14 protein-coding genes are annotated in these 24,270 nt (G+C 37.3%); 8 read left to right on the top strand and 6 right to left on the bottom strand.

Annotated elements, in window-relative coordinates; genetic code table 11:
• From rpmH to VKY50_RS00500, 4 genes are all read left to right on the top strand, one after another.
• Positions 1 to 116: 50S ribosomal protein L34 (rpmH, locus tag VKY50_RS00515; protein ID WP_324297749.1), on the top strand; the 116-nt coding region annotated here is incomplete at its 5' end.
• Between the two features lie 99 nt (positions 117 to 215).
• Positions 216 to 3,068 carry a carbamoyl-phosphate synthase large subunit gene (gene carB / locus VKY50_RS00510; protein ID WP_324297746.1) on the top strand — a complete coding sequence of 951 codons (2,853 nt, stop codon included), beginning with the start codon at positions 216 to 218 and terminating at the stop codon, positions 3,066 to 3,068.
• Positions 3,069 to 3,517: 449 nt separating this feature from the next.
• Positions 3,518 to 5,062, top strand: coding sequence for a glycoside hydrolase family 43 protein (locus tag VKY50_RS00505; RefSeq protein ID WP_324297744.1), 1,545 nt, complete (start codon positions 3,518 to 3,520; stop codon positions 5,060 to 5,062).
• 773 nt (positions 5,063 to 5,835) lie between these two features.
• Entirely contained in the window at positions 5,836 to 10,047 is a 4,212-nt protein-coding gene (locus VKY50_RS00500; protein WP_324297742.1) for a hybrid sensor histidine kinase/response regulator transcription factor, read from the top strand.
• Between the two features lie 437 nt (positions 10,048 to 10,484).
• Here VKY50_RS00500 and VKY50_RS00495 read toward each other — a convergent pair whose 3' ends face one another.
• Positions 10,485 to 11,957 carry a RagB/SusD family nutrient uptake outer membrane protein gene (locus VKY50_RS00495; protein ID WP_324297740.1) on the bottom strand — a complete coding sequence of 491 codons (1,473 nt, stop codon included), beginning with the start codon at positions 11,955 to 11,957 and terminating at the stop codon, positions 10,485 to 10,487.
• Positions 11,958 to 11,968: 11 nt separating this feature from the next.
• Entirely contained in the window at positions 11,969 to 15,010 is a 3,042-nt protein-coding gene (locus tag VKY50_RS00490; RefSeq protein WP_324297738.1) for a SusC/RagA family TonB-linked outer membrane protein, read from the bottom strand.
• Between the two features lie 500 nt (positions 15,011 to 15,510).
• Here VKY50_RS00490 and VKY50_RS00485 point away from each other — a divergent pair, with 500 nt between their 5' ends.
• Complete coding sequence (locus VKY50_RS00485) at positions 15,511 to 15,975, top strand: protease complex subunit PrcB family protein (protein ID WP_324297736.1); 465 nt, start codon at positions 15,511 to 15,513, stop codon at positions 15,973 to 15,975.
• Positions 15,976 to 16,041: 66 nt separating this feature from the next.
• On the opposite strand, the gene VKY50_RS00480 is transcribed toward VKY50_RS00485, so the two are convergent.
• Both VKY50_RS00480 and VKY50_RS00475 read right to left on the bottom strand, forming a co-directional pair.
• A complete protein-coding gene (locus VKY50_RS00480; protein ID WP_324297734.1) occupies positions 16,042 to 16,926 on the bottom strand; it encodes a DUF808 family protein in 885 nt (294 codons plus the stop codon).
• A gap of 179 nt (positions 16,927 to 17,105) precedes the next feature.
• Positions 17,106 to 18,083, bottom strand: coding sequence for a GlxA family transcriptional regulator (locus tag VKY50_RS00475; protein ID WP_324297732.1), 978 nt, complete (start codon positions 18,081 to 18,083; stop codon positions 17,106 to 17,108).
• Positions 18,084 to 18,297: 214 nt separating this feature from the next.
• On the opposite strand from VKY50_RS00475, the gene VKY50_RS00470 reads away from it, so the two are divergent.
• The gene (locus VKY50_RS00470) at positions 18,298 to 19,113 is read left to right on the top strand and encodes a hypothetical protein (protein WP_324297730.1); all 816 of its coding nucleotides are present in this window, start codon (positions 18,298 to 18,300) and stop codon (positions 19,111 to 19,113) included.
• 8 nt (positions 19,114 to 19,121) lie between these two features.
• Here VKY50_RS00470 and VKY50_RS00465 read toward each other — a convergent pair whose 3' ends face one another.
• Together VKY50_RS00465 and VKY50_RS00460 are read right to left on the bottom strand one after the other, a co-directional pair.
• Positions 19,122 to 19,472 carry a heavy-metal-associated domain-containing protein gene (locus VKY50_RS00465; RefSeq protein ID WP_324297728.1) on the bottom strand — a complete coding sequence of 117 codons (351 nt, stop codon included), beginning with the start codon at positions 19,470 to 19,472 and terminating at the stop codon, positions 19,122 to 19,124.
• An 18-nt stretch (positions 19,473 to 19,490) separates the two neighbouring features.
• Complete coding sequence (locus VKY50_RS00460) at positions 19,491 to 21,737, bottom strand: TonB-dependent receptor plug domain-containing protein (RefSeq protein WP_324297726.1); 2,247 nt, start codon at positions 21,735 to 21,737, stop codon at positions 19,491 to 19,493.
• A gap of 305 nt (positions 21,738 to 22,042) precedes the next feature.
• On the opposite strand from VKY50_RS00460, the gene VKY50_RS00455 reads away from it, so the two are divergent.
• Both VKY50_RS00455 and VKY50_RS00450 read left to right on the top strand, forming a co-directional pair.
• Entirely contained in the window at positions 22,043 to 23,350 is a 1,308-nt protein-coding gene (locus VKY50_RS00455) for a phenylacetate--CoA ligase family protein (RefSeq protein ID WP_324297724.1), read from the top strand.
• Positions 23,351 to 23,673: 323 nt separating this feature from the next.
• On the top strand, positions 23,674 to 24,270 hold a 597-nt coding region (locus VKY50_RS00450; RefSeq protein WP_324297722.1), incomplete at its 3' end, for a hypothetical protein.

Below are 24,270 nucleotides of genomic sequence, written 5' to 3'. Positions count from 1 at the left end.
AGCACGGTTTCAGAGAAAGAATGGCTTCTGTAAACGGTAGAAAGGTGCTTTCTAGCAGAAGAGCAAAAGGTAGAAAAAAACTGTCTGTTTCATCTGAGATAAGACATAAAAAATAATGATCTTTTTGATTCTTAAAATATTTAGGTGTTGCTTTTTATAAGTAACACCTTTTTTTATATAAACTCACTTCTTATTATATAATATATCAATAAAAAATGCCAAAAAGAAAAGACCTTAAAAGTGTACTGCTAATAGGCTCTGGGCCTATAATTATCGGACAAGCTTGTGAATTTGATTATGCTGGGTCACAAGCATTGCGTTCCCTTAGAGAGGATGGTATTGAAACCATCTTAATCAACAGTAATCCTGCCACGATCATGACGGATCCAACAATGGCGGATTATGTATACTTAAAACCATTAACTACCAAGTCTATTATTGAAATATTAGAGAAGCACCCTAATATCGACGCTGTACTACCGACCATGGGTGGGCAGACCGCTTTGAACTTATGTATCGAAGCCGACGAAAAAGGGATTTGGAAGGATTTTGGCATTGAACTTATCGGAGTGGATATTGATGCGATCAATATTACAGAAGACAGAGAGCAGTTTAGAGAATTGATGTTGAAAATAGGGGTGGGTATGGCTCCACAAGCTACAGCAACCTCTTTTTTGAAAGGTAAAGAGATCGCACAAGAGTTTGGGTTCCCACTGGTGATCCGTGCATCTTATACCCTTGGTGGGGCTGGTGCATCGATCGTTTATAAACCTGAAGATTTTGATTATCACCTCAGTCGAGGTTTAGAAATCTCGCCAATTCACGAGGTGATGATCGATAAAGCGCTTATGGGTTGGAAAGAATATGAGCTTGAGCTTTTAAGAGATGAGAATGACAATGTTGTCATTATCTGTACCATCGAAAACATGGATCCTATGGGGATACATACTGGGGATTCCATCACAGTTGCCCCAGCGATGACCTTATCTGATAGTACATATCAGAGAATGCGAGATATGGCCATTAAGATGATGCGTAGTATTGGGGAGTTTGCTGGAGGATGTAATGTACAGTTTGCGGTTAGCCCAGATGAAAATGAAGAAATCATTGCAATTGAAATTAACCCACGTGTATCGAGATCCTCAGCCCTTGCATCTAAAGCAACTGGATACCCAATCGCAAAAATTGCGAGTAAGTTAGCCATTGGATATACCTTAGATGAACTAGATAACCAAATAACAAAATCCACATCAGCTCTATTTGAGCCTACATTGGATTATGTGATCGTTAAAATCCCAAGATGGAATTTTGACAAATTTGAAGGTTCTAATAGAGAACTTGGACTTCAAATGAAGAGTGTTGGTGAGGTGATGGGAATCGGTCGTTCGTTTCAGGAGGCAATGCATAAGGCAACACAATCTTTAGAAATAAAAAGAAATGGTTTAGGAGCTGATGGCAAGGGGTATAAAGATTATGATGTCATCATTGAAAAGTTAACCTACCCGAGTTGGGATCGAGTCTTTGTGATATACGATGCGATTCAGATCGGAATACCACTTAGCCGTATCCATGAAATTACTAAAATTGATATGTGGTTCTTAAAACAGTACGAGGAACTGCATATGTTGGAAAAAGAAATTAGCACGCATACCATTGAGACGCTTCCAAAGAGCTTACTATTGGAGGCAAAACAAAAAGGTTTTGCAGACCGTCAGATAGCACATATGCTAGAGTGTTGGGAAAGTGAAGTTCATAAAAAACGGGAGGAACTAAGTATTAATAGGGTTTATAAATTAGTAGATACCTGTGCTGCGGAATTTGAGGCGATGACCCCTTATTACTACTCCACTTTTGAGGATGAGGTTGAAAAGGCGGACGGATCGCGCTTCTCCGAAAATGAGAGTGTGGTTACTGATAAGAAGAAAATTGTGGTTCTCGGATCTGGTCCAAATAGAATTGGTCAGGGAATTGAATTTGATTATTGTTGTGTTCACGGTGTTCTTGCAGCTGCCGAATGTGGTTATGAGACCATTATGATCAACTGTAACCCTGAAACTGTTTCAACAGATTTTGATACTGCTGACAAGTTATACTTTGAGCCTGTATTTTGGGAACACATCTACGACATAATATGTCATGAGAAGCCTGAGGGAGTTATCGTACAATTAGGTGGACAAACGGCATTAAAACTAGCAGAAAAGCTTGATAAATACGGTATAAAAATAATTGGAACAAGTTTTGAGTCACTTGATCTGGCAGAAGACAGGGGAAGTTTCTCAACCTTGTTAAAGGAAAACAATATACCTTATCCTGAATTTGGAGTAGCTGAAACGGCTGATCAAGCATTACAATTAGCCGATGAGCTAGATTTCCCTATCCTTGTACGTCCATCTTATGTTCTTGGAGGACAAGGAATGAAAATCGTGATCAACAAAAATGAATTGGAAGAGCATGTGGTTGATTTGTTAAGAAAGATACCAAACAACAAATTACTGCTAGATCATTACTTAGATGGGGCTATCGAGGCAGAAGCTGATGCGATATGTGATGGAGAGGATGTTTATATCATTGGAATCATGGAGCATATTGAACCTTGTGGTATTCACTCAGGAGATTCTAATGCGACGCTTCCACCGTTTAATATTGGTGACCTAGTATTACAACAAATTAAGGATCACACTAGAAAGATCGCTTTAGCTTTAAATACCGTTGGACTGATTAATATTCAGTTTGCAATTAAAGATGATATGGTATATATCATAGAGGCCAACCCTCGAGCATCGAGAACGGTGCCATTTATTGCAAAAGCCTATAATGAACCTTATGTAAACTATGCCACAAAGGTAATGTTAGGTGAGAAAAAGCTAAGTGACTTTGATTTTAATCCTCAATTGGAAGGGTATGCGATCAAACAACCTGTATTCTCCTTTAATAAGTTCCCAAATGTGAATAAAAACTTAGGGCCTGAGATGAAGAGTACTGGTGAGAGTATATTATTCATTGATAGTTTAAAAGATGATCAGTTTTACGAATTGTATCAAAGAAGAAAAATGTATCTAAGCAAATAGTACATTTTAATTATTTTATGAAGAAAAAACTGCTAGGATAACTTAGCAGTTTTTTTATGTGTATCTGGCATGGGCGATCGTTATCTGGTGCGATTCTGTAAATGCGCCCTAACAGTGTGTAAGTCCAAAGTAATGTTATCGCCATGCCGCTAATAGTTTTATCCTGACAACTATAACCACTACCTAAAATCTCAGAAAAGCAGCTTTTGGAATCCTGTCAGACCACTACCCAAAGATTAGTTTCACATCCTAGGAAGGTACCCATTACTTATCTATACGCTGAGTGACTTAGATGGTCGCAGTGGGAGTTAATCCCGCTATTCATCAACGGAATGTTACATAAAATAAAATAAATGTATCAAATACACCTATAAATTAATCTCTAGGAATTATATTTGATGTTGTTCGACTTATAACTCGAATCGTATAACATTTTTAAATTGAAAAAAATGAACCGGTTTATTCTATTATTTCTTATTAGTCTAAGTATCAGCACGGGCGCTTTTGGACAGTCAAAGGCAACCAATCCCATTATTCATGCGGATGTACCAGATCTTTCGATGATTCGAGTAGGCGATGTCTACTACATGAGTAGTACCACAATGCACATGAGCCCTGGAGTACCTATTATGAAGTCATCGGATTTGGTAAATTGGGAACTTGTGAGCTATGCATACGATCGGCTCGGGGAGAACGATGCTTTAAACATGGAGAATAATAAAAATGCCTATGGTAAAGGATCTTGGGCAAGTAGTCTTCGTTTTCACAATGGAACGTTCTACGTTTCGACATTCTCTAGTACAACGGGTAAAACCTATATTTACTACACGCAGGATATAGAATCTGGAGACTGGAAGAAAAAGTCCTTTAGTCCTAGTCTGCATGATAATAGCCTTGTGTTTGACAAGGGAAAGGTTTACATGATTTACGGTAATGGAACTCTTCATATGGTAGAGCTTAAGCCAGATCTGACTGGACTTATTCCTGGAACAGACCGTGTTTTAATTCAGAACGCTTCTGCACCTGCTGGCCCTGATATCATGCTTGGAGCTGAAGGAGCACAACTCTTTAATATAAATGGAAAATATTACATTTTTGCTATCACATGGCCAAAAGGAGGGATGCGTACGGTAGTGGTGCATAGAGCTGATAAAGTTACAGGTCCGTATGAAGGACGGTTGGGTTTACAGGACCAAGGAGTGGCGCAAGGTGGTTTAATTGATACACCGCAGGGTCAGTGGTTTGCCTATTTATTTAAAGACAATGGTGCGGTGGGTAGAATTCCTTACATGGTACCCGTAACCTGGGAGAATGATTGGCCTATTATTGGGGTAGAGGGTAAGGTACCCCAAACCCTGGAGCTTCCCAAAAGTAATGGTTTGATACCTGGAATAGTGCAGAGTGATGACTTTGAGCGTTCTATGGAGGATCCTAAATTACCTCTTGTATGGCAATGGAATCACAATCCGGTGGATACGCATTGGTCACTAAGTGAACGTCCTGGTTATTTAAGACTTCAAACGATTCGATTGGATAGTAGTGTAGTGGCTGCTAAAAACACCCTAACCCAACGCACTTTCGGCCCAACGAGTCAGGGAGAAATCGCTATTGATGTTTCTTTGATGAAATCTGGTGATGTTGCAGGTCTGGTTTTACTTGCAGAGTATTTTGGATATGTGGGCGTAAAAAAAGAAAAAGATAAGAGTTATATAGTACAGGCGATTAATGAGTCTGGAAAAGAAACTATAAAAGAGAAAATTCCATTCAAGGGCTCTGAAGTGTTTTTAAAAGCCGTGTGCGATTTCACAAATATGAAGGATCAAGCAAAGTTTTATTATAGCCTAGATGGAAATTCGTGGCAAGCAATTGGAGCGTCTTTACAGATGCGATATACATTGACTCATTTTATGGGCTACCGATTTGGGTTGTTTAACTACGCTACCAAAAATGCAGGAGGAAGCGCCGATTTTGATTACTTTAAAATAAGTAAGTAAAAAAACACTCTTTTACCGTCATTATTCAGCTCACCGAATACCTGGTCTTAATGGTGGTATGTTGGCAGTTAATTGCCTTTAGTGCACTTTGGATCTTTTTTGTGTTACACAAAGTAAGCCAGGTATGTACATATTTATGTTGTGTATTCTTTATTTAAGCTTTTGGCTTCCTTAAAGGGAAAGCTATGAAATTGCCATTGGGCTTGTTTATTAAAAAGTTTCAATCCCATGTGTTGAGTAACGATGAAAGGGACGAAAAATAAAGACTGCCCTTGCGGGGCAGTCCTTCAATCAAACTAGCTAATAATTTACTAGATTCAAACTAACAAACTCCAGTAAAATTTTTAATGCTTCAAAAGTATTGGTTGGCTAACTTTTTTAATTTCTTTCTTTAAATCTTATAGTTCAAAAGTAGCTAAACTTTGCATTTACAAGAGCACTTTAGGTTACCATCCTTTACTGTTATGATACACAATGGTCGTTTTTATTGATTAAAGTATATTGTACTTTTAATGACCGGTCTTTTTTTGAGTTTTATTATCATAACACCAGTAATTATAGTGGTATGGCTTCGAATTTTGTATTTTTTTGATAATTTATTGTGAATTATAAAATATAAAGACTAACTTGTAGTCAAATTAACTATTAGAAATAAGTGTTAATTGGCTTACATACCGTAGTTCGTCTGGGCTAGTAAATTTTTAAAATGTTGAATTACCCTCTCAAACGATTGAAATGGCTATTATCACGAATTTCGAAACAAACTAACAACCATGAAAGCTTTCACTATTTTAAAATTAGGCCCCATTTTGTGGTCTAGGTTCAATATTTGGTCAACAGCCCTTACTTTTACATTAAGACTTAAAAGTTTTCACACGGTTTCCATGGTGCTCCTTCTGGGAAGCACATGTATTAGTGCACATGCTCAGACAGCCCGATTTTTCTCTACGGATAACAAATTGTCCAGCACCTTGATCAACGATGTTTTTGAGGATGATAGGGGACTTATTTGGGTGGCAACCGAAGATGGACTTAACCGTTTGGATGGCGCCAAGGTTGAAAAATTTAATCATCGGGCGGAGGACTCCACATCCATTTTGCATAATTATGTGCGCGTAACTTATCAACTCTCCGACAGCACTTTATTAATCGGTTATTTTAATGGATTACAGCGTTATGATTATCCAACGCAGCGCTTCTATGAAATTCCGATGTACGACAGTAATGGAACCTTAATGCATCCTCATATTACCTCAATGCTAGAGCGTCACAATGGCGAGATTCTTATTGGGACTTCTGGAAGTGGTATTTTTCGTCTAATCAAAGATAAAAACGACCACTATATGGGTCAAATGGAAAGGACTGTTAATTCAAATTTTATTCAGAACATCTTTGAGGATAACCAGCAGCGATTATGGGTGATGACCCAAGATAATGGTCTCTTTAGTGTCTCCAGCGATGCTAAGGGGAAGCCTGCACGTTATTTTTATGAAAACGAAACAGAGTCAAACCTTTCTTGTATTGTTCAAGCAGATAATGGGAATATTTATATTGGAAAACTCAATGAAGGATTGTACCGCTTTATTTCTGAAGAAGAAGGGTTTGAAAAAATTCCTTATTCTGGATCTCACCTAGCCATTAAAGATCTGTATGTGGTAGATCAGCAGCAGATTTATGTTGGAACCGAAAATAATGGAATGAAAGTTTTTAATCCTCAGACGGAGACCTTTGCGGATCTTTCGTTAGGTATTAACAAGTTTGATTTTGCAAAATCGAAGGTACATTCTATTATGATGGATAGTTCCGAGAATTTATGGCTTGGAATTTATCAAAAAGGCATTGCACTAATCCCTTTTAAACCAAATAATTTTAAGTATATAGGTTATCAGTCAATTAACAAAAATAGCATTGGATCAAATAGCATTACAGCCTTACAAAAGGAAGGCAATAATTCAGGTATCATGTGGGTAGGAACCGATGGAGATGGCATCTATAAATTAGACGCTCAGTACAACCAGATCAATCATTATTTAACCAAAGAGTCTCGAAGTGTCATGTGTGTTTACGAGGACTCCAAAGGTACCATATGGACTGGGACATATTTAAACGGACTTGGATCCTATAATAAGAAGACCGATGTATTTGAGTTTAAAACTCCGATTTATGATACTAAAGGTGGTAAAGTGGATCGTATTTATGCTTTGGCTGAAGACGATAATGAAAATTTATGGATCGGATCCATGGGTTCTGGGCTATTCTCCCTGGATTTAAATAGTGGTAAAATAAGCGATAGAAATATTCCTAGTTCCGCTAGTTTGTTTAGTAATGCCAAAGATTATATGCAAAATAGTTGGATAACTACTTTGCATTATAGCGCTGACAATAAATTATATATTGGAACCTATGATGGATTGAGTTGTCTGGATTTAAATACCAATAGTTTTATTTTCGAAGATGGCCTTAATCATGTATTGGGTCAAATAATAATATATGCACTACATGAAGATAGTCGTGGTAATTTATGGGTTGGAACATCTGAAGGTTTGTATTATAAGCCCAAAGATCGTTGGGAGCTCCAAAACTTTTCTATCGAAGATGGATTGCCGAGTAATGTAGTTTGTGCCATAAGGGAGGTTGAAGGAAACCTGTGGCTGAGTACCCACCGTGGAATATCCAAGTTTAATATCCAGGATAAAAATTTTACAAATTTCTATTTTAACGATGGCCTACAAGGAAATGAATTTAATAAGGGTGCGATAACAGTCGGGGATCATCACACTGTTTATTTTGGAGGAATTAATGGGATTTCTTATTTTGACCCAAATCAAATTTCAGAACAAGGGGCTGTCCCAGAGATTCGTCTTACAGCTCTTTATTTGAATAATAAGCAAATTAATACTGCCTCACGCTCTGGTGGTAAACCTATTTTAGATGAAGCGATCCTACGGGCAGATACCCTCTCATTTGCGAATAATGATAACACTTTTACCATGGAGTTTGCCTCTAAAAATTTTATTGATCCCCAGCGACTTACCTATTACTATGCCATAGATGATTCTCCATGGGTAAGTCTGCAACAGGGAGACAATACGATTCGTTTTATAGATCTTATTCCTGGCAGGTATACCATTCGAGTGAAGGCAAAAGAATTGGGAGCGTTTTCAGGGATTAAGACTTTTTCTGTGATGGTGAGACCACCTTGGTATGGTACACTTACAGCAAAAATTATATACGTGTTATTATTTGGTGTGATCGCTCTAGTGGTTATAATTCAAATCAACCAACGTCATAAGATTCGAGAGAAGGTGCGTGCGCAGCATTATCAAAATCAAATTAATGAAGCCAAAATCCAATTTTTCACCAATATTTCTCATGAAATAAAGACACCTATTTCTTTGATTCTGAATCCGCTCAAAACTCTAATGAGTTCAGATGATGACCAAGGTCGACAAGGTGTTTATAGTGTGATGCATCGAAATTCTGAGCGTATTCTTCACCTGATTAACCAACTAATGGAAATGCGAAAGATTGATCAGGGTCAAATTCAACTCAACCATCGTAAGGTAGATATAGTTGGCTTTATCCAGGATATCTGTTCTCTTTTTAAGGATCAGAAAGAGACCAAAAATATTAGTCTGAATTTCTGTAGTTCGGTCGCTAAGCTCGATGTAGTTCTAGATCCAAATTATTTCGATAAAACTTTACTCAACCTACTCTCTAATGCCTTTAAGTTTACCCCTGATGGAGGGGCAATTGATGTGGTATTAGATACCTTTACAACTAGCAATGGAGTTGCTAGTTTTAGAATAGGGGTAAAAGACAATGGTATTGGGGTTGCAGAAAAGGACTTAAACAAGATATTTGATCGTTTTTATCGTTCAAATATGGTTGAGTTACACCCTAAGGAAGGTACTGGTATTGGTTTGCATTTAACTAGATCTATTGTCCACCTTCATAAAGGACGTATTTATGCCATTAATAATAAGGATCAGGCCGGATGTACCATGATCATGGAGCTGCCCATAGATTGCCAATCCGTAGAGCAGACTGACAAAGTGGTAGTTGAGAAAGTGACTTCCATGAAATTGCCTCAGACCAACTTAGAACTTGAACAGACCCAAGAAAAAGCTGTTGAACAGGTCGCACCCCTTCAGGGGAATCAAGTGTACAAAGGAAGAGGTAAAAGTAAAATACTTATTATTGATGATGATAGTGAAATCCGAAATTACCTTAGTAGCGAACTTAGTGATGACTACCACGTTTTAGTGGAAAGCAATGGAAAACGGGGCTATTCAATGATTTTGAATCAACTACCCGACCTTATTATTAGTGATATATCGATGCCAGTGATGGATGGGGTGAGTTTATGTAGAAAAATTAAAAAGAACATCAACATTAACCATATTCCTGTGATTCTGCTAACTGCACGATCAAGGATGCAGGATAATATTCTTGGTCTGGATATTGGGGCAGATGCCTATTTAGCTAAACCTTTTAATTTAGAGATCCTAAAAACAACCATTAAGAATATCATCAATAACAGGGAGATGCTTAAAAACTCCTTTTCAGGTAAACAGTTGCCAGAAGACAAGTTGCCTCCTATTAAAATGAAATCCGCTGACGAGAAATTAATGGAGCGTGTGACTAGGTATATTATGGATAATTTGGACAACCCTGAATTAAATGTAGAGAAGATAGCAAAAGAAATCGGTATTAGCCGAGTTCATCTTTATAGAAAATTAAAAGAGTTGACCAATCAGTCCACGCGAGATTTTGTGCGAAACATCCGTTTAAAACAAGCTGCTGACTTATTGGCAAGCAAGAATTTAAGTGTGACTGAGGTTACTTATGCAACTGGATTCTCTCATGTTTCTAAGTTTTCTTCGAGCTTTAAAGAGTTTTATGGTTGTTCTCCTAAGGAGTACAAAAACCTACATCTAAAAGATGTTACTCCTAAGGATTATATAGATTATATTGCTAGTTAGAAGCGGGTAACTTGAGTTATAAGTAAGCGACAGCTTTTTTTAAAAGGGACATTTGATATAACCAACCAAGTTAACCCAGGTGATTTTTAGTTAAATTGCCTGGGTTTTTTTACCTTCCATTGGCTTATGTTGTGATTCATGCGTGGTACTATTATAGATAGTTTAAAGGTGATGTTCTGATTTAATTCTTAGCGTAGGTGTGAATTAAAAAGGCGCCGCTGTTAGGGAATGAATAGGTGATGTTTATGGTGAATGTTTAAAATAAGTAAAACAAGCACTTGGCTTTATGATCAGCACTACAGGCTTGTTGTAAAAGAGTAAGTCTAGCATCCAGGTACGCCTTTTTGCTAAAAACAACATCATAGGCAAAAAAAAGAATCCACCCATAGCAATATACCATGGATGAATTCTAAACTTAAACTTAATTCTAAAATTTATTAATAACCTGGATTCTGATCCTCTTGACTTAAAGCAGAATTAGAATTAATTTCTGCCTCTGGTATTGGTAGCAGGTCATGAACTCCTGATCGGAAGCCAAATTGGCTTAATACCTCTGCGGCCATTCCCCAACGTTTCAAATCTGCAAAACGTACTTGTTCACCAGCCAGTTCAACCATTCGCTCATGAACAATGGCGTCAAACACTTCTTCTTTGGATAAACCGTAGGATAATAATGGCATATCGACACGATCTCTAACTTCATTGATATAATCAATAGCGGTATTTTGATCTACCACCTCATTAGCGGCCTCAGCCATCATAAGTAGAACATCTGCAAATCGAATGATACCAAAGTTAATTCCAGATTGTAGATCCTCGTTAGCATCTTTATAATAGTTTTGGTATTTTCTCCATACGGCTCTTCTACCTAAACTAATTTCTGTTATGGTAAGTTCTCCACCTGCATAGGTATCTCCAACTTCATAGAAACTCGCTTTATATCTGGGGTCATTCGGCTCGAATTCATCCAGTAGATGATCGGATGGATAACAGTTAAACCAATCTACAAATCCGTATGATTGGCCCCTTAAACTAGCCTCATTTGGACCTTCACCACTAACTGTACTATTCCAAAATGCATTATTACCCATGTCATCGTCAAACTCGACCCCAAAAATGGTTTCTGAATTATGCTCCGTTTCTTCCATGAAGTTATCAAAATAATTATCGGTAAGCTGATACACATCATAGATATTGTCAAAAGCAGCTAAAGCCTCTGTGTAATTTCCTCTGTAGAGTTGAACTTTCCCCAATAGGGCATAAGCAGCTCCTCTAGTGGCTCTGCCTTGCTCTTCTGTAGCTTTAGGTAAAAGAGTATTCGCGGCATCGGTAAGATCCGATACAATTTGAGTATACACCTCCTCTACGGTGCTTCTTGGAAATCCTTCACTGCTTTCTGGAACTGTTGTGATCAAAGGCACTCCTCCGTAAAGGGTCACCAAATTAAAATAATACAAAGCTCTGAGGAACTTTGCCTCTCCTATATACTTATTCTTTAAATTTTGATTCAATAATGAGTTTGGTATCTCATTAATTTTTTCTTCATTATTGATTACAAAATTTGCTTTATTGATTCCTCTATAGGAGCTATCCCAAAACTGGTTCACTAATTCGGAACTAGCATCAAATGAAAAGTCTAAGAACAATCGCTTGTTTGCTTCTAACTGTGGGTTCCCTTCGTTTTCATGTGCCATGTTATCCATGATAAAGTAGTAATTCCTACTATAGGTGCCAATGGTCTGTAAATTGGCATATACGGCGTTCACCGCTGATCTTACCTGAACCTCGTTTTCAAAATAGGTTTCAGGAGATAGTTGTGACGGGTTACTTAACTCCAAGCCATCGGTGTCACAGGAATGCAAGACAAACCCAAGGCTGAGGATGCTAAAAATATATTTAAATTTATTCATAATTTTTTGATTTAAAATTCAAGTTGTAATCCAAAAACCACTGACTTTGGCTGAGGGTAATTTCCACGGTCTATTCCAATCTCGAATTGATTTCTCGTATTTTGATTATTTATTTGGATCTGTCCTATTTCAGGGTCTAAACCGCTATAATCTGTAATGGTAATTAGGTTTTGCCCACTCATATAGATCCTGAATTTTGAAATCGCATCGTTTAAAAAGGTCATTGGAAAAGTATATCCGATGGTTAGGTTCTTCAACCTAGTATAGGAACCGTCTTCAATAAATCTATCTGAAGCACTAGTGTTCTGAGTAGCTCCTAAGGCTCTTGGGATGGTATTAGAGGTCCCAGGGCCAGTCCAACGGTCCAGTACCTCAACTCCTGAGTTGAATAAACGTGTCATCCCCTGGAGATCATAGATATTGGTGTTGTATACATCATTACCATAACTACCCGTTACAAAAGCATTGAAATCAAAATTTTTATAGTTAGCACTTAAATTAAATCCTAAAACTACATCTGGGTATGGGTTACCGATTTTAGTTTTATCAGCAGAGGTAATGTCTCCATCACCATTTAAATCCTTATAACGAACATCACCAGGTTGTACTACATCTTGGTTTGGATTTGCACTTAGGACAGCATCAACCTCCGCTTCATTTTGGTAAATACCGTCGAATTGGTATCCGTAAAAATAGAATAAAGGTTCATTTACGCTAATAGCAGAAAGGTTTTCTCCCTCGAAATTACCACCGTAAATTGGGCTGCTTTCGCCACTGGAGTTCAGCGTTAACACTTCGTTTTGGCTATGACTAATGTTCAAGTTCGCTGACCAAGTAAAGTCACCTTGATAATCATTATATCCAAAATTAAATTCAAAACCTTTAGTTTTAACTGAACCTACATTTGAAGTTAAATTGGGGTTGTTATATCCATGGGAGAGTGGAAGTGGAAGGTCGATTAATAAATCATCACTTTTATTGTTGTAGTACTCGAGCGTAAAGGTGAATTGATTATCATTAATTCCCACGTCAAGTCCGATGTTACGCATGGTTGTTTCCTCCCATTTAAGATCAGGATTCGCTAAACCATTAGCGGTTGTTCCTTGAACAGCGGAGCCACCAATTGGATAGATGAAGTTTGTCAACAAAGTAGAACTATATAAATAATCGCCAATATTGTCATTACCAGTTTTACCCCAACTTCCTCTAAGTTTTAAGTTATTAATTGAGGAGCCTTCCATAAAGGCTTCTCTACCGATGTTCCAACCAGCAGAAACGGAAGGGAAATATCCCCATCGATTGTTTGCACCAAATCTTGAAGAAGCATCTCTACGAATGGATGCTGCGAAAAGATAACGCCTGTCAAAGTTGTAATTAACTCGGCCTAAATAACCGATTCGAAGGTATTCTGAAGAGTTCGAGCTCAGGTCAACGCCATCAATGGAAAGTTGATCTACAGCATCTGTAATATCATTGGTACTTCTGGCGTTTACACTCTCAAACTTTATTTTTTGTTGTTCTGCCAATGCCAATAACTCTAAATTATGGTAATCTCCAAAGGTCTTTTTATAAGTCAAACTATTGGTATAGGTTAAAGACTGATAGATGCTAGTGTTCTTAATTATCTGAGCGAAAGAGGTACTATTAGTGGAGGTCTCATCATCACTATAGGAAGGAATAAAGCTTGTGTTCTTTCCATTACTATAATCAAGACCTACTTGAGTCTTAAAGGTCAAGGCGTCAAAAAGCTCATAGGTAGCAAAAATACCTCCATTAATATCGATTGACTTATTCACTAACTCTCCTAAGGTTTGAGCACGAACTGGGTTCTCTGCATCTTGTAGATCAAGTGAGCTACTAGGTCCTTGGAATCCTCCTAAATTATCTGAATTGTACACTGGTAGGTACGGAGCGATCTTAATGGCGTGTTCTAGAATAGAACGGCCACCGCTGTCTCGCTCTGGATTTTGTTTGTCAAATGATATACCAAGGCTCTCTCCAATGGTCAAATTTCCAAAGGTAAATTGACTGTTAGCTCTAAAATTAAAACGTTCGTAATCAGTTTCAATCATAGCGCCCTCTTGTCCTAAGTATCCACCAGAGAAACGGAAGTTGCTATTCTCATTTCCGCCAGATAAGGCAAGGTTGTAACTTTGAATAAATCCTGTTCTGAATATTTCGTCTTGCCAATCCGTTTCATGTGAAGATAAAGATGCATACGCCGAATTGGATATTCTTTCAGGTGTTGGTCCTATCTCCGATGCATAGCGTTTGTACTGTTCTGAATTTAAAACATCATAACGGTTATCCACAAAGTTTACCCCAGAATAGGAATCAAAGCTTAAAGTCGCTTTTTCGCTTGGTTTACCCTTTTTAGTAGTAATAATTATAACCCCATTGGAACCTTTGGATCCATATACCGCAGTGGTAGATGCATCCTTAAGAACCTGAACTGATTCGATGTCATTTGGGTTTAAATTGCCCATTCCTCCTGATATCGTACCATCGATCACATAAAGCGGGGAGTTGTTATTGGGCGTACCCAACCCACGAATTCGAACCACTGGGGAAGACCCAGGAGCTCCACTGTTAATAATGTTTACACCTGGAGCCCGTCCTTGTAGTGCTTGGTCTGCCGTAGTAACTGGGATACTAGCAATTTCCGCCGCATCGATTGTTGCAATAGCGCCGGTAACCTCACTTCTACTTTGAGTACCATAACCTACTACGACAATTTCTTCTAGTGATTGGGAGTCTAACTCCAGGGTAACATTGAGTGTACTTCTGTTGTTTACCGGAACTTCTACGGTTTTGAATCCAACATAGCTAAAGACAATTGTAGCTTGTGGATCTACTCCGGCTAATGTAAAATTACCGTCAAAATCAGTTGATGTTCCTTTTGAATTGTCAAGAAGTACTACGTTGACCCCTGGTAAAGGGCCTGATGCATCTTGAACGGTTCCAGAGACGGTAATCCCTCCTTGTGCTTGTGCTAAGCCGAAACTAAACAAGCTCAATAGGAACAAAAATCGTTTAAAATTAGAATGTTTCATAAATTAGATGTGTTAGAAAGTTAACTAGCTTGTCGCACTTTTGCCAATACCGTTTTGTTAGCTTTTTATTCTTCGCTACTGGATTTTCTGTTTTTAAATTCTAAGGCAAATGCCTTAAGCCAGATGTTGTACCTAGCATTTTAGTAACCCCATTAGTTTAGGTTGTAAGCTTAAGCCGCAAAAGCGACTTCTGGAGTATTACACAAGACAAGTTCGCTAGTGAAACAAAGCTAACAGGAAGTCTTATAGTCATTATGACGATATGTTACACATCCTTAACCTCAGGTTACATTATTAGGTATATGCAAGAAAATCATCACATTATGGGTGACATTACTATGTGAATGTTGTGATTTCTTTATGTACTAAAGAACTCTCGCAAACGTTATAAATAATTAAGGATGGAGTTTCTATTGTGGTTAAGGGCTCCAAATTTTTATCAAATTGAAGCAACCTAAATTAAAAATCACATCTATTATTTATAGAACTCAAAAAGTAAAATGATGAAAAATGGATTGACCTACGCGGTTGTATTAACCCTTTTATTGTTCTCTTGTGAGGAGAAACAGAAAACTGAAGATGTAATTAAACCAGTGGAATTTTCCACCATAAGTCAAGGAGATTTAAACGGTAATGGGGATGAAGGAATTGAAAAGTCCAAGCTAATTATTACGGATAAAAAGGTATTTACTGTTTTATTGTCTAAAATGAATACCGTCAATGAAGAAGTATCTCCAATTCCAATGATCGATTTTGATAAAAATATTGTACTCGGAGTGTTTGATGAAATTAAATCTCATGGTGGTCATTCCATCGATATAACCAAAGTAACAGAACAGGAAGATAGGTTTGTAGTTCAAATTGAACGGTTAAATACAGGGGGGATGTTAACGGTAATTACGCAACCTTATCATTTAGTGGTAATACCAAAAACATCAAAGCCTATTATTTTTAAAGAAATTTAAACGTTCGGTTTTAATTGCGATGGTTAAAGGTGAGCCTATGCGTTCACCTTTAATTTCTTCTTGGTTTTAATGATTTGCATCAGCCCTAGAGCTAAATATCCTTTTAAATGGTACTAAGATTAACATCACGAGAATACCAACAAGAAGCCCAGTTAGAAAGTCTTTTAATAATGATGGCACATTAGGAAGGAGATGGTGGAGATAATCAATATTGTGATTAAAAATACCTCCTGAGACAAGAAGTAAAGCAATGGTTCCTATTACAGAGAGGCTTTTAATTACCCATGGTAGCGAAAACACCAAAGATTTCCCTATTTTATCCGAAATACTATCTTTCTCGTCGTTAAAGTTTATCAGGCGATAACCGTAATCATCCATTCTTACTATAAGTGCTACGATCCCATATACACCGATGGTTGCAATGATAGCTACTATGGTCACCACTATAATTTGATTTAATAGCGGGGCATGAATCACTGCTCCTAAAGCAATAATGATAATTTCTATGGAAAGGATAAAATCGGTAAGTATAGCTGACTTTATACGTTTTTTTTCAAACTCAGCAATATTTTCTTCCGCAACTTCTTTTATCTGCGTATCTGGACCTTTAGGCTTTGGGTGAAATAAAAATTCATATATTTTTTCGGCACCTTCGTAGGCCAGGTACATACCACCCAGTAATAATATAACAACAATCGCGGTGGGTAAAAAAGCGCTCAGTAAAAAAGCTATCGGCAGAATGATAAGTTTATTTAAAAATGACCCTTTAGTTATTGCCCAAAGAATAGGGAGTTCTCTATTGGCGACAAAACCTGTAGCCTTTTCTGCATTGACTGCTAGATCATCCCCAAGAATACCTGCAGTTTTTTTGGTAGCAATCTTGGTCATTGTCGCTACATCATCCATTAATACTGAAATATCGTCAAGTACTGCAAAAATTCCTGATGCCATAATAGTGTTTTTAATGATCCTCTCCCTGAAAAAGTCTCAGGTATATCTTACCTTTTAACAAATAAAGTAATTAATTTTTTTACATACAAAACCATAGGAAAGTTTCCACAGGACTTTTATAATTCGATCAATAGCCAATTTCGAAAGGGTAGGATACGGTATGCCAGCTCACGGGTAGTTTAAGCCATATACTTCCTGTTATACTTATAGCGGTATTGTACGGGGGTGAGCCCTGTGTATTTTCGGAAAATATTTCTAAAGGCCTTGGTATCCATGTAACCAACATCGTACATTACTTCTGAAATATTATCTCTGCTATTTTCAAAGCTTCGTTTTGCGGCCTCCACTTTAACGCGTTGTAAGTATTCCAGTACTGTATTATCGGTGGCTTGTTTAAAACGTCTTTCAAAGCTCCTTCTACCAATAGCTACCATATCAGCTAACTCATCCACTGTGATTTTTTTGTGGTAATTTTTTTCGATGAACAGTTGCGCTTTTTTAATTTCCTTATCCTTATGATTTTTTTGGCCTTTGAATATCATAAAGGCATTTTGGTTGTTTCTGTCGATGTCTACACCAAAATATTTGGATATCATAATGGCCATTTCTCTGTTGGTATATTTTTCAACTAAATAGATAAGTAAATTCCAAAGCGACACAGCACCACCACTGGAATATATCCCGTTATCCTCCGTAATCACAGCTCCATCTACTACTTCGACCTGGGGATAAGTAGACTTAAATTCTGAATAGTAAGCCCAGTGCGTAGAACATTTTTTTCCATCGAGTAAGCCCGTTTCGGCTAGCAAGAAGGCTCCCACACATAGAGAGGCAATTTCTGCACCTTTATGATGTTGCTCTTTTATCCATGGAATAGTTTTTTTGTTGATCTCAATAGCCGCTTGCATATCACCGTATAAAGGTGGAATGATAACCAAATCGACATCAACAGGTTGCTCAATTCTTAGGTCTGTTTTTATGAAGGTTATTCCGTCCTGAAGGGGAACGTGCTCTTGGCAGCCTATTAGTTGGATGTCGAAAAAAGGGGATTTTCCACTGCTAACCATAAAATTATTAACAGTGTTAAAGACATAACGTGTACTTGTTACTGCTGCTGATACCGCAGCTTCTGGAATTAAGAGTGCTATTTTAAACATACCATCAAATATATTAATTTTTTGACGTGAATGACCTTGTGGTTCGTGTTTTTACAATGTTACCTTAAATCCACCATGAAAATTCACCATTTTTACGTGAGAAAAGTCTTGTTTAGAAATTGAAATTCGTTTAGATTTACCGATCAATTATGGTGTCCATTAAATTTAAGAGACCCTTTGTAGAGTTTAATCATTTAAAGCGAATCAACTATCAATGAAGGCAAAACTTCTTATTCTTTGTAGTATGGTATTTCTGACTACTACAACTACCCAAGCACAGTTTTGGAAAAAAATCCAACAGAAAGTCGAAGATAAAGCAGCTGAAAAAGTCGATAAAGTCTTAAGTGGATCTGAAGCGTCCTCCCAAGATGGTACAGAGACTTCTTCCAATCGTGAAATCCCATATATTGAAGAAGTATTTACCTTTGAACCAGGAAATACTGTACTCTTTGAAGATCAATTCGTTGGTGCTCAAAAGGGCCTAATGCCTAAATACTGGAAAACCTCTGGTAATGGAAGTATCGTTGAATTAGATGCCTACCCTGGGAAATGGGTGATGATGGGAGAAAATTCTACTTTTAAACTAGATACTTTGATAAAAGTACCGGAGAATTTTACAATCGAATTTGATTTGATCACCAGTAGCGATAAAGCGGAAGATCTAGGGAGCATGAATTTTGGATTTGCAAAGGATAATAGTGTGAGATCAACCTTATTGGATGCCTATAATAATGGGGCAGTGACATCCACAAAGTTCCATTTTCACAACCAGGATATTATACACTCTAGTAATGATGTGGACGCATATCATACCTTAAATTTCCCATTCAAAAGTTATTCCAATAAAAAGATCCGTGTTTCTATAGTGGTACAGGGTAAAGAACTGCGCGTTTACTTAGACAAGTCTAAGGTGCTGGACCGAACCATGTTTGCAACAGGAACCTCAAAATTCTTTTATATTACCGCTCCTTATAAGTATGACAAGGAGTCCAGAGTATTTTTCGGAAACTTTAAATTGGCTGCTATATAAGAGACATTCTAATGATGATCCATTTCTCTGGTGGTTGGATCACGATATAAACAACAAGGAGGTAGGTTTTGATAACTTGCCTCTTTTGCTTTGTACTTCTTCGTATCATGACCTACCTTGGCAATAGCTGATTGGATGCGGTCGAGATCAGTTTTACCTTCATTGTAAATAAGCGTTAATTGATTCGTTGCAATATCCCAAGAAGCATACTTAACTCCTTTTACTTTAATTGCGGCCTTTTCAATGCGTTTTTGACACATCTGGCAATTACCTTCCACTAGAATGGTTTGATTTTTGTTTTTATCCTGCGCACTAAGTGTGCAACTGATCAAGAAAAAAATGAGTGTAAATCTTAACATGTTCTTTAATTTTACTAGTTAATTTAGTTTATACCGAATACCTATATAGTAGACACCTGGTAAAACAGGTGCATAGTTCATACTAGCATCGAAATGAGGTCCAAACGGATCATCTGCAGCTACAATGGGATCATTTTGTGTATAATTTGTAATATTCTCTCCTCCGATATAAAATTCAAAAGTATTGCTTAGTACCCGAGTAACTTGCGCATTAAGTAGGGCGTAGGATGAACTGTAAGATCCCGATGAACTTGTAAAAGGATCCAAATCACTTCGAGGTATCCGCTGTTTTGATTGCCAATGGATAGTGGAATCAAAGCGCCATTGTCTACCAATGGGACTTCTTACAGTTTGGTAACTTACATTTGCAAAAAAGCGCTGTTTTGGCTGCAGGGGTTTATCTTGTTTGCCCGTTTTGTAATCTGCTTTAACTTGATAGGCCTTATAGGTAGCTCTAAGCTGAAGATTTTGGATTAATTCATAGCTTAGATCAATCTGAAAACTGTTGGAATAGCTCTTCCCTTCTAAATTGTAAAATGAAACTTCATCAGGTGTTTCCCAATCCACGATCACCTGGTTTTCAAATTGCGTCCTATAAAAGTCGACAGAGAATACCATCAATTGCTTATTTAGGTAGAGCTTTTGAGTAAAACTAAGGCCATAATTCCATGCGATTTCAGGTTGTAATCCATATGTACTTCCATTGGAGTCTTCTATACGGATCTGCCTTGAGGAATTGAATAGTTTTTGATTTTCTGCTACTATATTTGCGCTGCGTTTTCCTCTGCCTATAGATGCTCTGATGGCTGCCTTCTCCCATATAGCATACCGCAGATGAAGTCTTGGGCTAAAAAAACCATGTAGGCGATTGTGAATATCAAAGCGAAGTCCAGTCACCATACTAAATTTGTCGAGATCGGTAAAACTGTATTCGAAATATGCCCCCATAGCGTTATCTACACGATCTAAAGGAACTGAATTTAAACGTTCCTTGTAATTATCTACCATAAAGCTTAAGCCTGTTTTGTATTTATGCATCGTACTGCCAATAATACTACTAAAGATGATATTCCCATAAAAGGAACTTTGTTGGATGTCATATGTTCTTAATCCGTAATACGCATCTTGTTTATGAAACGTATAGGCCATTTGTAATCCAATACTTTGATAGGGTAAATCTGGAAAGACATAGCCTAGTTTAGAGGAGATATCAAAGCGATCCGAATCATGTTCACTTCCCCAATGTTTGGTAGATAGTTTATCTGTCTTTGGACTAAAGTGTATTTCTCCAGTTTGTTTGTGATCTCTAAGATATTGCCAATTTAAAAAGCTGATCCAACCTTTTTTGGGATCACCATACTGCCATCTGTTTAAAATATTAATTTGCTGTGAAAGGGGGGTGTCCAAAAATCCATCCTTATTATTGTCCACTTTAGCAGTGCGGGAGTTGGCATGGAGAAAGATCCCTGTGGACAATTTATTAGTAACAAAGGTATTCCAGCGACTGTTTAATTCAAACCTTGCAAAATTATTAGCATAAAGATTTAAGAACAACTGCTGATCGGTATGGGGTTGTCTAAGGGTGGTGTTAATCTGTCCAGAAATGCTTTCATATCCGTTGACGACACTTCCCATCCCTTTGGTGATTTGGATACTTTCGATCCAATTTCCAGGAATAAATGACAGTCCTTGAGCAGAGGACGCCCCGCGAGTACTTGGTATATTATCTTGGGTAATGAGTAGATATGGACTATGAAGGCCTAACATTTGAATTTGCTTGGTCCCTGTGATAGCGTCTGCGATATTGACATCCACCGCAGGGTTGGTCTCAAAACTCTCTGAGAGGTTACAGCAAGCGGCTTTGAGCATTTCTCTACTATCTACCGTTACCACATTTTGCACATCAAATAAGGAACGCTGTATGGAGGAATTATCCCTAGATACTATAACCTCTTGCAATTCAATTTCAGGTTTAAGAATTAGTAAACCTAGGTTCGGACGATTCACAAGTAAAGTGTCGTTTCTAAAATTCGGATAGTGGACAACAAGCTTACTGGAAGCTTCACTTGTTAAAATGTTGAATCTCCCATGTATATCGGTTAAAACGGTATGCTTATCATCAAGCCAAAAGACTTCTGCGCCACTTAACGGTAAAAGGGTCTGGCCATGATTGTATGCCATGACTGTTCCCTGTATCTGTATTTGGGCTTGGACAGGTATGAGTCCTATTATTATAAAGGAAATAAGAAATAGAACCGATTTCATTTCTTTGGTGTCATTGTTTGGTTTGGTTATGGCCGTAAAAATAGCCCAATTTAAAGATGCAGGGCGTTGAGTTCGATGTAAATGACAATTCTGCCGACATAACCAAATCGTATTTCGTAGATTATCTTTGCCATTTATAGAATTAACCAATAGGCATTTTCATTTTGAAGTACATTTATCTTGAGAATAGCTCAATCCCCTAGTAATAATTACCCTTGAAGGCATTTCATTGGCGTAGTTTGTTTCCAATGACCAGCATTCAAATATAAGTGATGAATTTTAACTAGGCATTTTAGCATACGACTATGAGTGTAATTAATACCCTACGACGCCAATCATTTTGGGCACTTGATTTTTTAAAAGGCTCCCAGATTACTAAAAGAGTAAATGATCTTGCATTTATCCTTGAAAACTACCAAGACCCTAAATCTGTTAATTTGCGAACTTTCCGATTGGAGAATTTAATTAAGCATGCTACTGAAACCGTTCCTTTCTATATGGCGTTGGGAGATGTCAGAGCGTTATCTGACTTTCCTATAATCAATAAAAATCTCATACGTGATAATTTTGACACTTTTAGATCAAGTGAATTTAATGGGGCTACACTGTTTTCCAAGTATACAAGTGGGTCAACGGGTACCCCGTTTCGCATCTACCATGATAAAAATAAAAAATTACAGAATACTGCTGATACGCTATACTTTGCTAGAAAGGCAGGATTCGAATTAGGTCATAAATTGGTGTACTTAAGGCACTGGGATCAATATAATAGGAAAAATAAATTAGCAGCCTTTGTACAAAACATTCTGATGCACTCAGTAGCTGATTTAAAAGATCAACAGATCGCAAGTTTAATTCAAAAGATCACTGAAGATAAAGGTCCGAAGGCGATGCTTAGCTATGCCTCAGCACTAACGACTATATGTAATTACCTCACCAAAACAGGTTCCAAACCAATCGATGCCAATATGAGGTCCATAATTGCCATGTCCGAATATTTGAGCCCCGATATTAAAGAACAACTCAGATATTACTTTGGAGTGGAGGGGCTTTCTCGATATTCAAATGTGGAAAATGGTATTATTGCACAACAATTTCCAGGTAGTCCTATTTTTCATATCAATTGGGCTAGTTACAAAGTAGAAATACTAGAACTCAATTCTGACAAGCCAGCTGCTATTGGAAAGCCAGGTAGAATTGTCATCACTGATTTATTCAATTATAGCATGCCCTTAATTCGCTATGACACAGGCGATATTGGTTATCTAAAGAATGATGACCCATTTAATGGAGCACCTTACTTGAAACATGTCGAAGGAAGAAAAATGGATATGATCTATAATACTAAGGGAGAACTCATTACCTCCTATATTACTTACCATCTACTTAAATACGATAAGATTAAACAATTTCAACTTATACAAGAGGATCATAAAACCTATATTATTAAACTGAACGTTTATGATGATTTTGATCAGCAAAATTATATCATAGATGAGTTTAAAACTCATCTTGGAGAAGATGCTAATATTAAGGTCATTTATGTCAATGACATCCCATTACTTCACTCAGGAAAACGAAAATTAGTCATCAACAAAGTAAACTCAATGTGATTGATTCAGTTTCTTCATCATAAATATGTAGTAATTTTCTTTAACACCTTATTACTTTTCGTCTTAAACACCCTTCCAAATCATTGATTTTCATTTCTTTATATGTTAAATGTATTTTTTGTTGTACATTTAATCTGTTGGAATACAATGAATTGCATTTTAATCACAATTTTTAACAGTTTATACGATGGCTTAGATAAACTAAATCAAGCAATTAAGCGTATAATTACTGATGAATTGTGGTTTGTCGATGAAAAATGCATTTCATCCGTTTTTTTTTGACGAGCCCTAATGTATAATAATTAATAAAATTGAACTTAGCCATGTACAAAAGAAGTTGGTTGATGCTGCTATTCGTAAGTTTAGTATTTATGTTTATTGCCTGTGACGATGATCAGGCATTAGATGGATTTTTAAATGGAGATGACGAGAACTCCGAAGTGATCAATCCCGATCCAGAAACGGGAACCGATGATCCTTACAATGTAATTACAGATGCAGTGGATATTCCCTGCGATTATGATTTTGCAAGCACCCAAGTGAATGCATCTCTAAATATCAGCTGTGATTACGATCTTCAAGGACAACGTATTAATTTACCAGATGGTGTAAAACTGAATTTTGACGGAGGTAAAATTACCAATGGAAGCTTGGTCTTTGCCTCAAAAGGGGTTATAGACGGCCAATTGCTTAATATTGATCTTCAAGTGGATGGTGATCTTGCTATCGAACACCCACATTTTATTTTTGAACCTTCCCGATGGGATATAGCTCAGGGAGAGACAACTGATGATAAAGCATTCCAAAATAAAGAAAATATTAATACGGCGATCGAGCTGACTAGCGATCTGGGTATGGAAGTTTTTGAAATCGATAAATTGGATGCCTACTTTTTCGGTAAAAGACTTACCTCGCACCCT

This window comes from Galbibacter sp., from assembly GCF_035306585.1.
In the GTDB taxonomy this organism is placed as follows: domain Bacteria; phylum Bacteroidota; class Bacteroidia; order Flavobacteriales; family Flavobacteriaceae; genus Galbibacter.
This window is presented reverse-complemented; position numbering and strand designations above follow the sequence as displayed.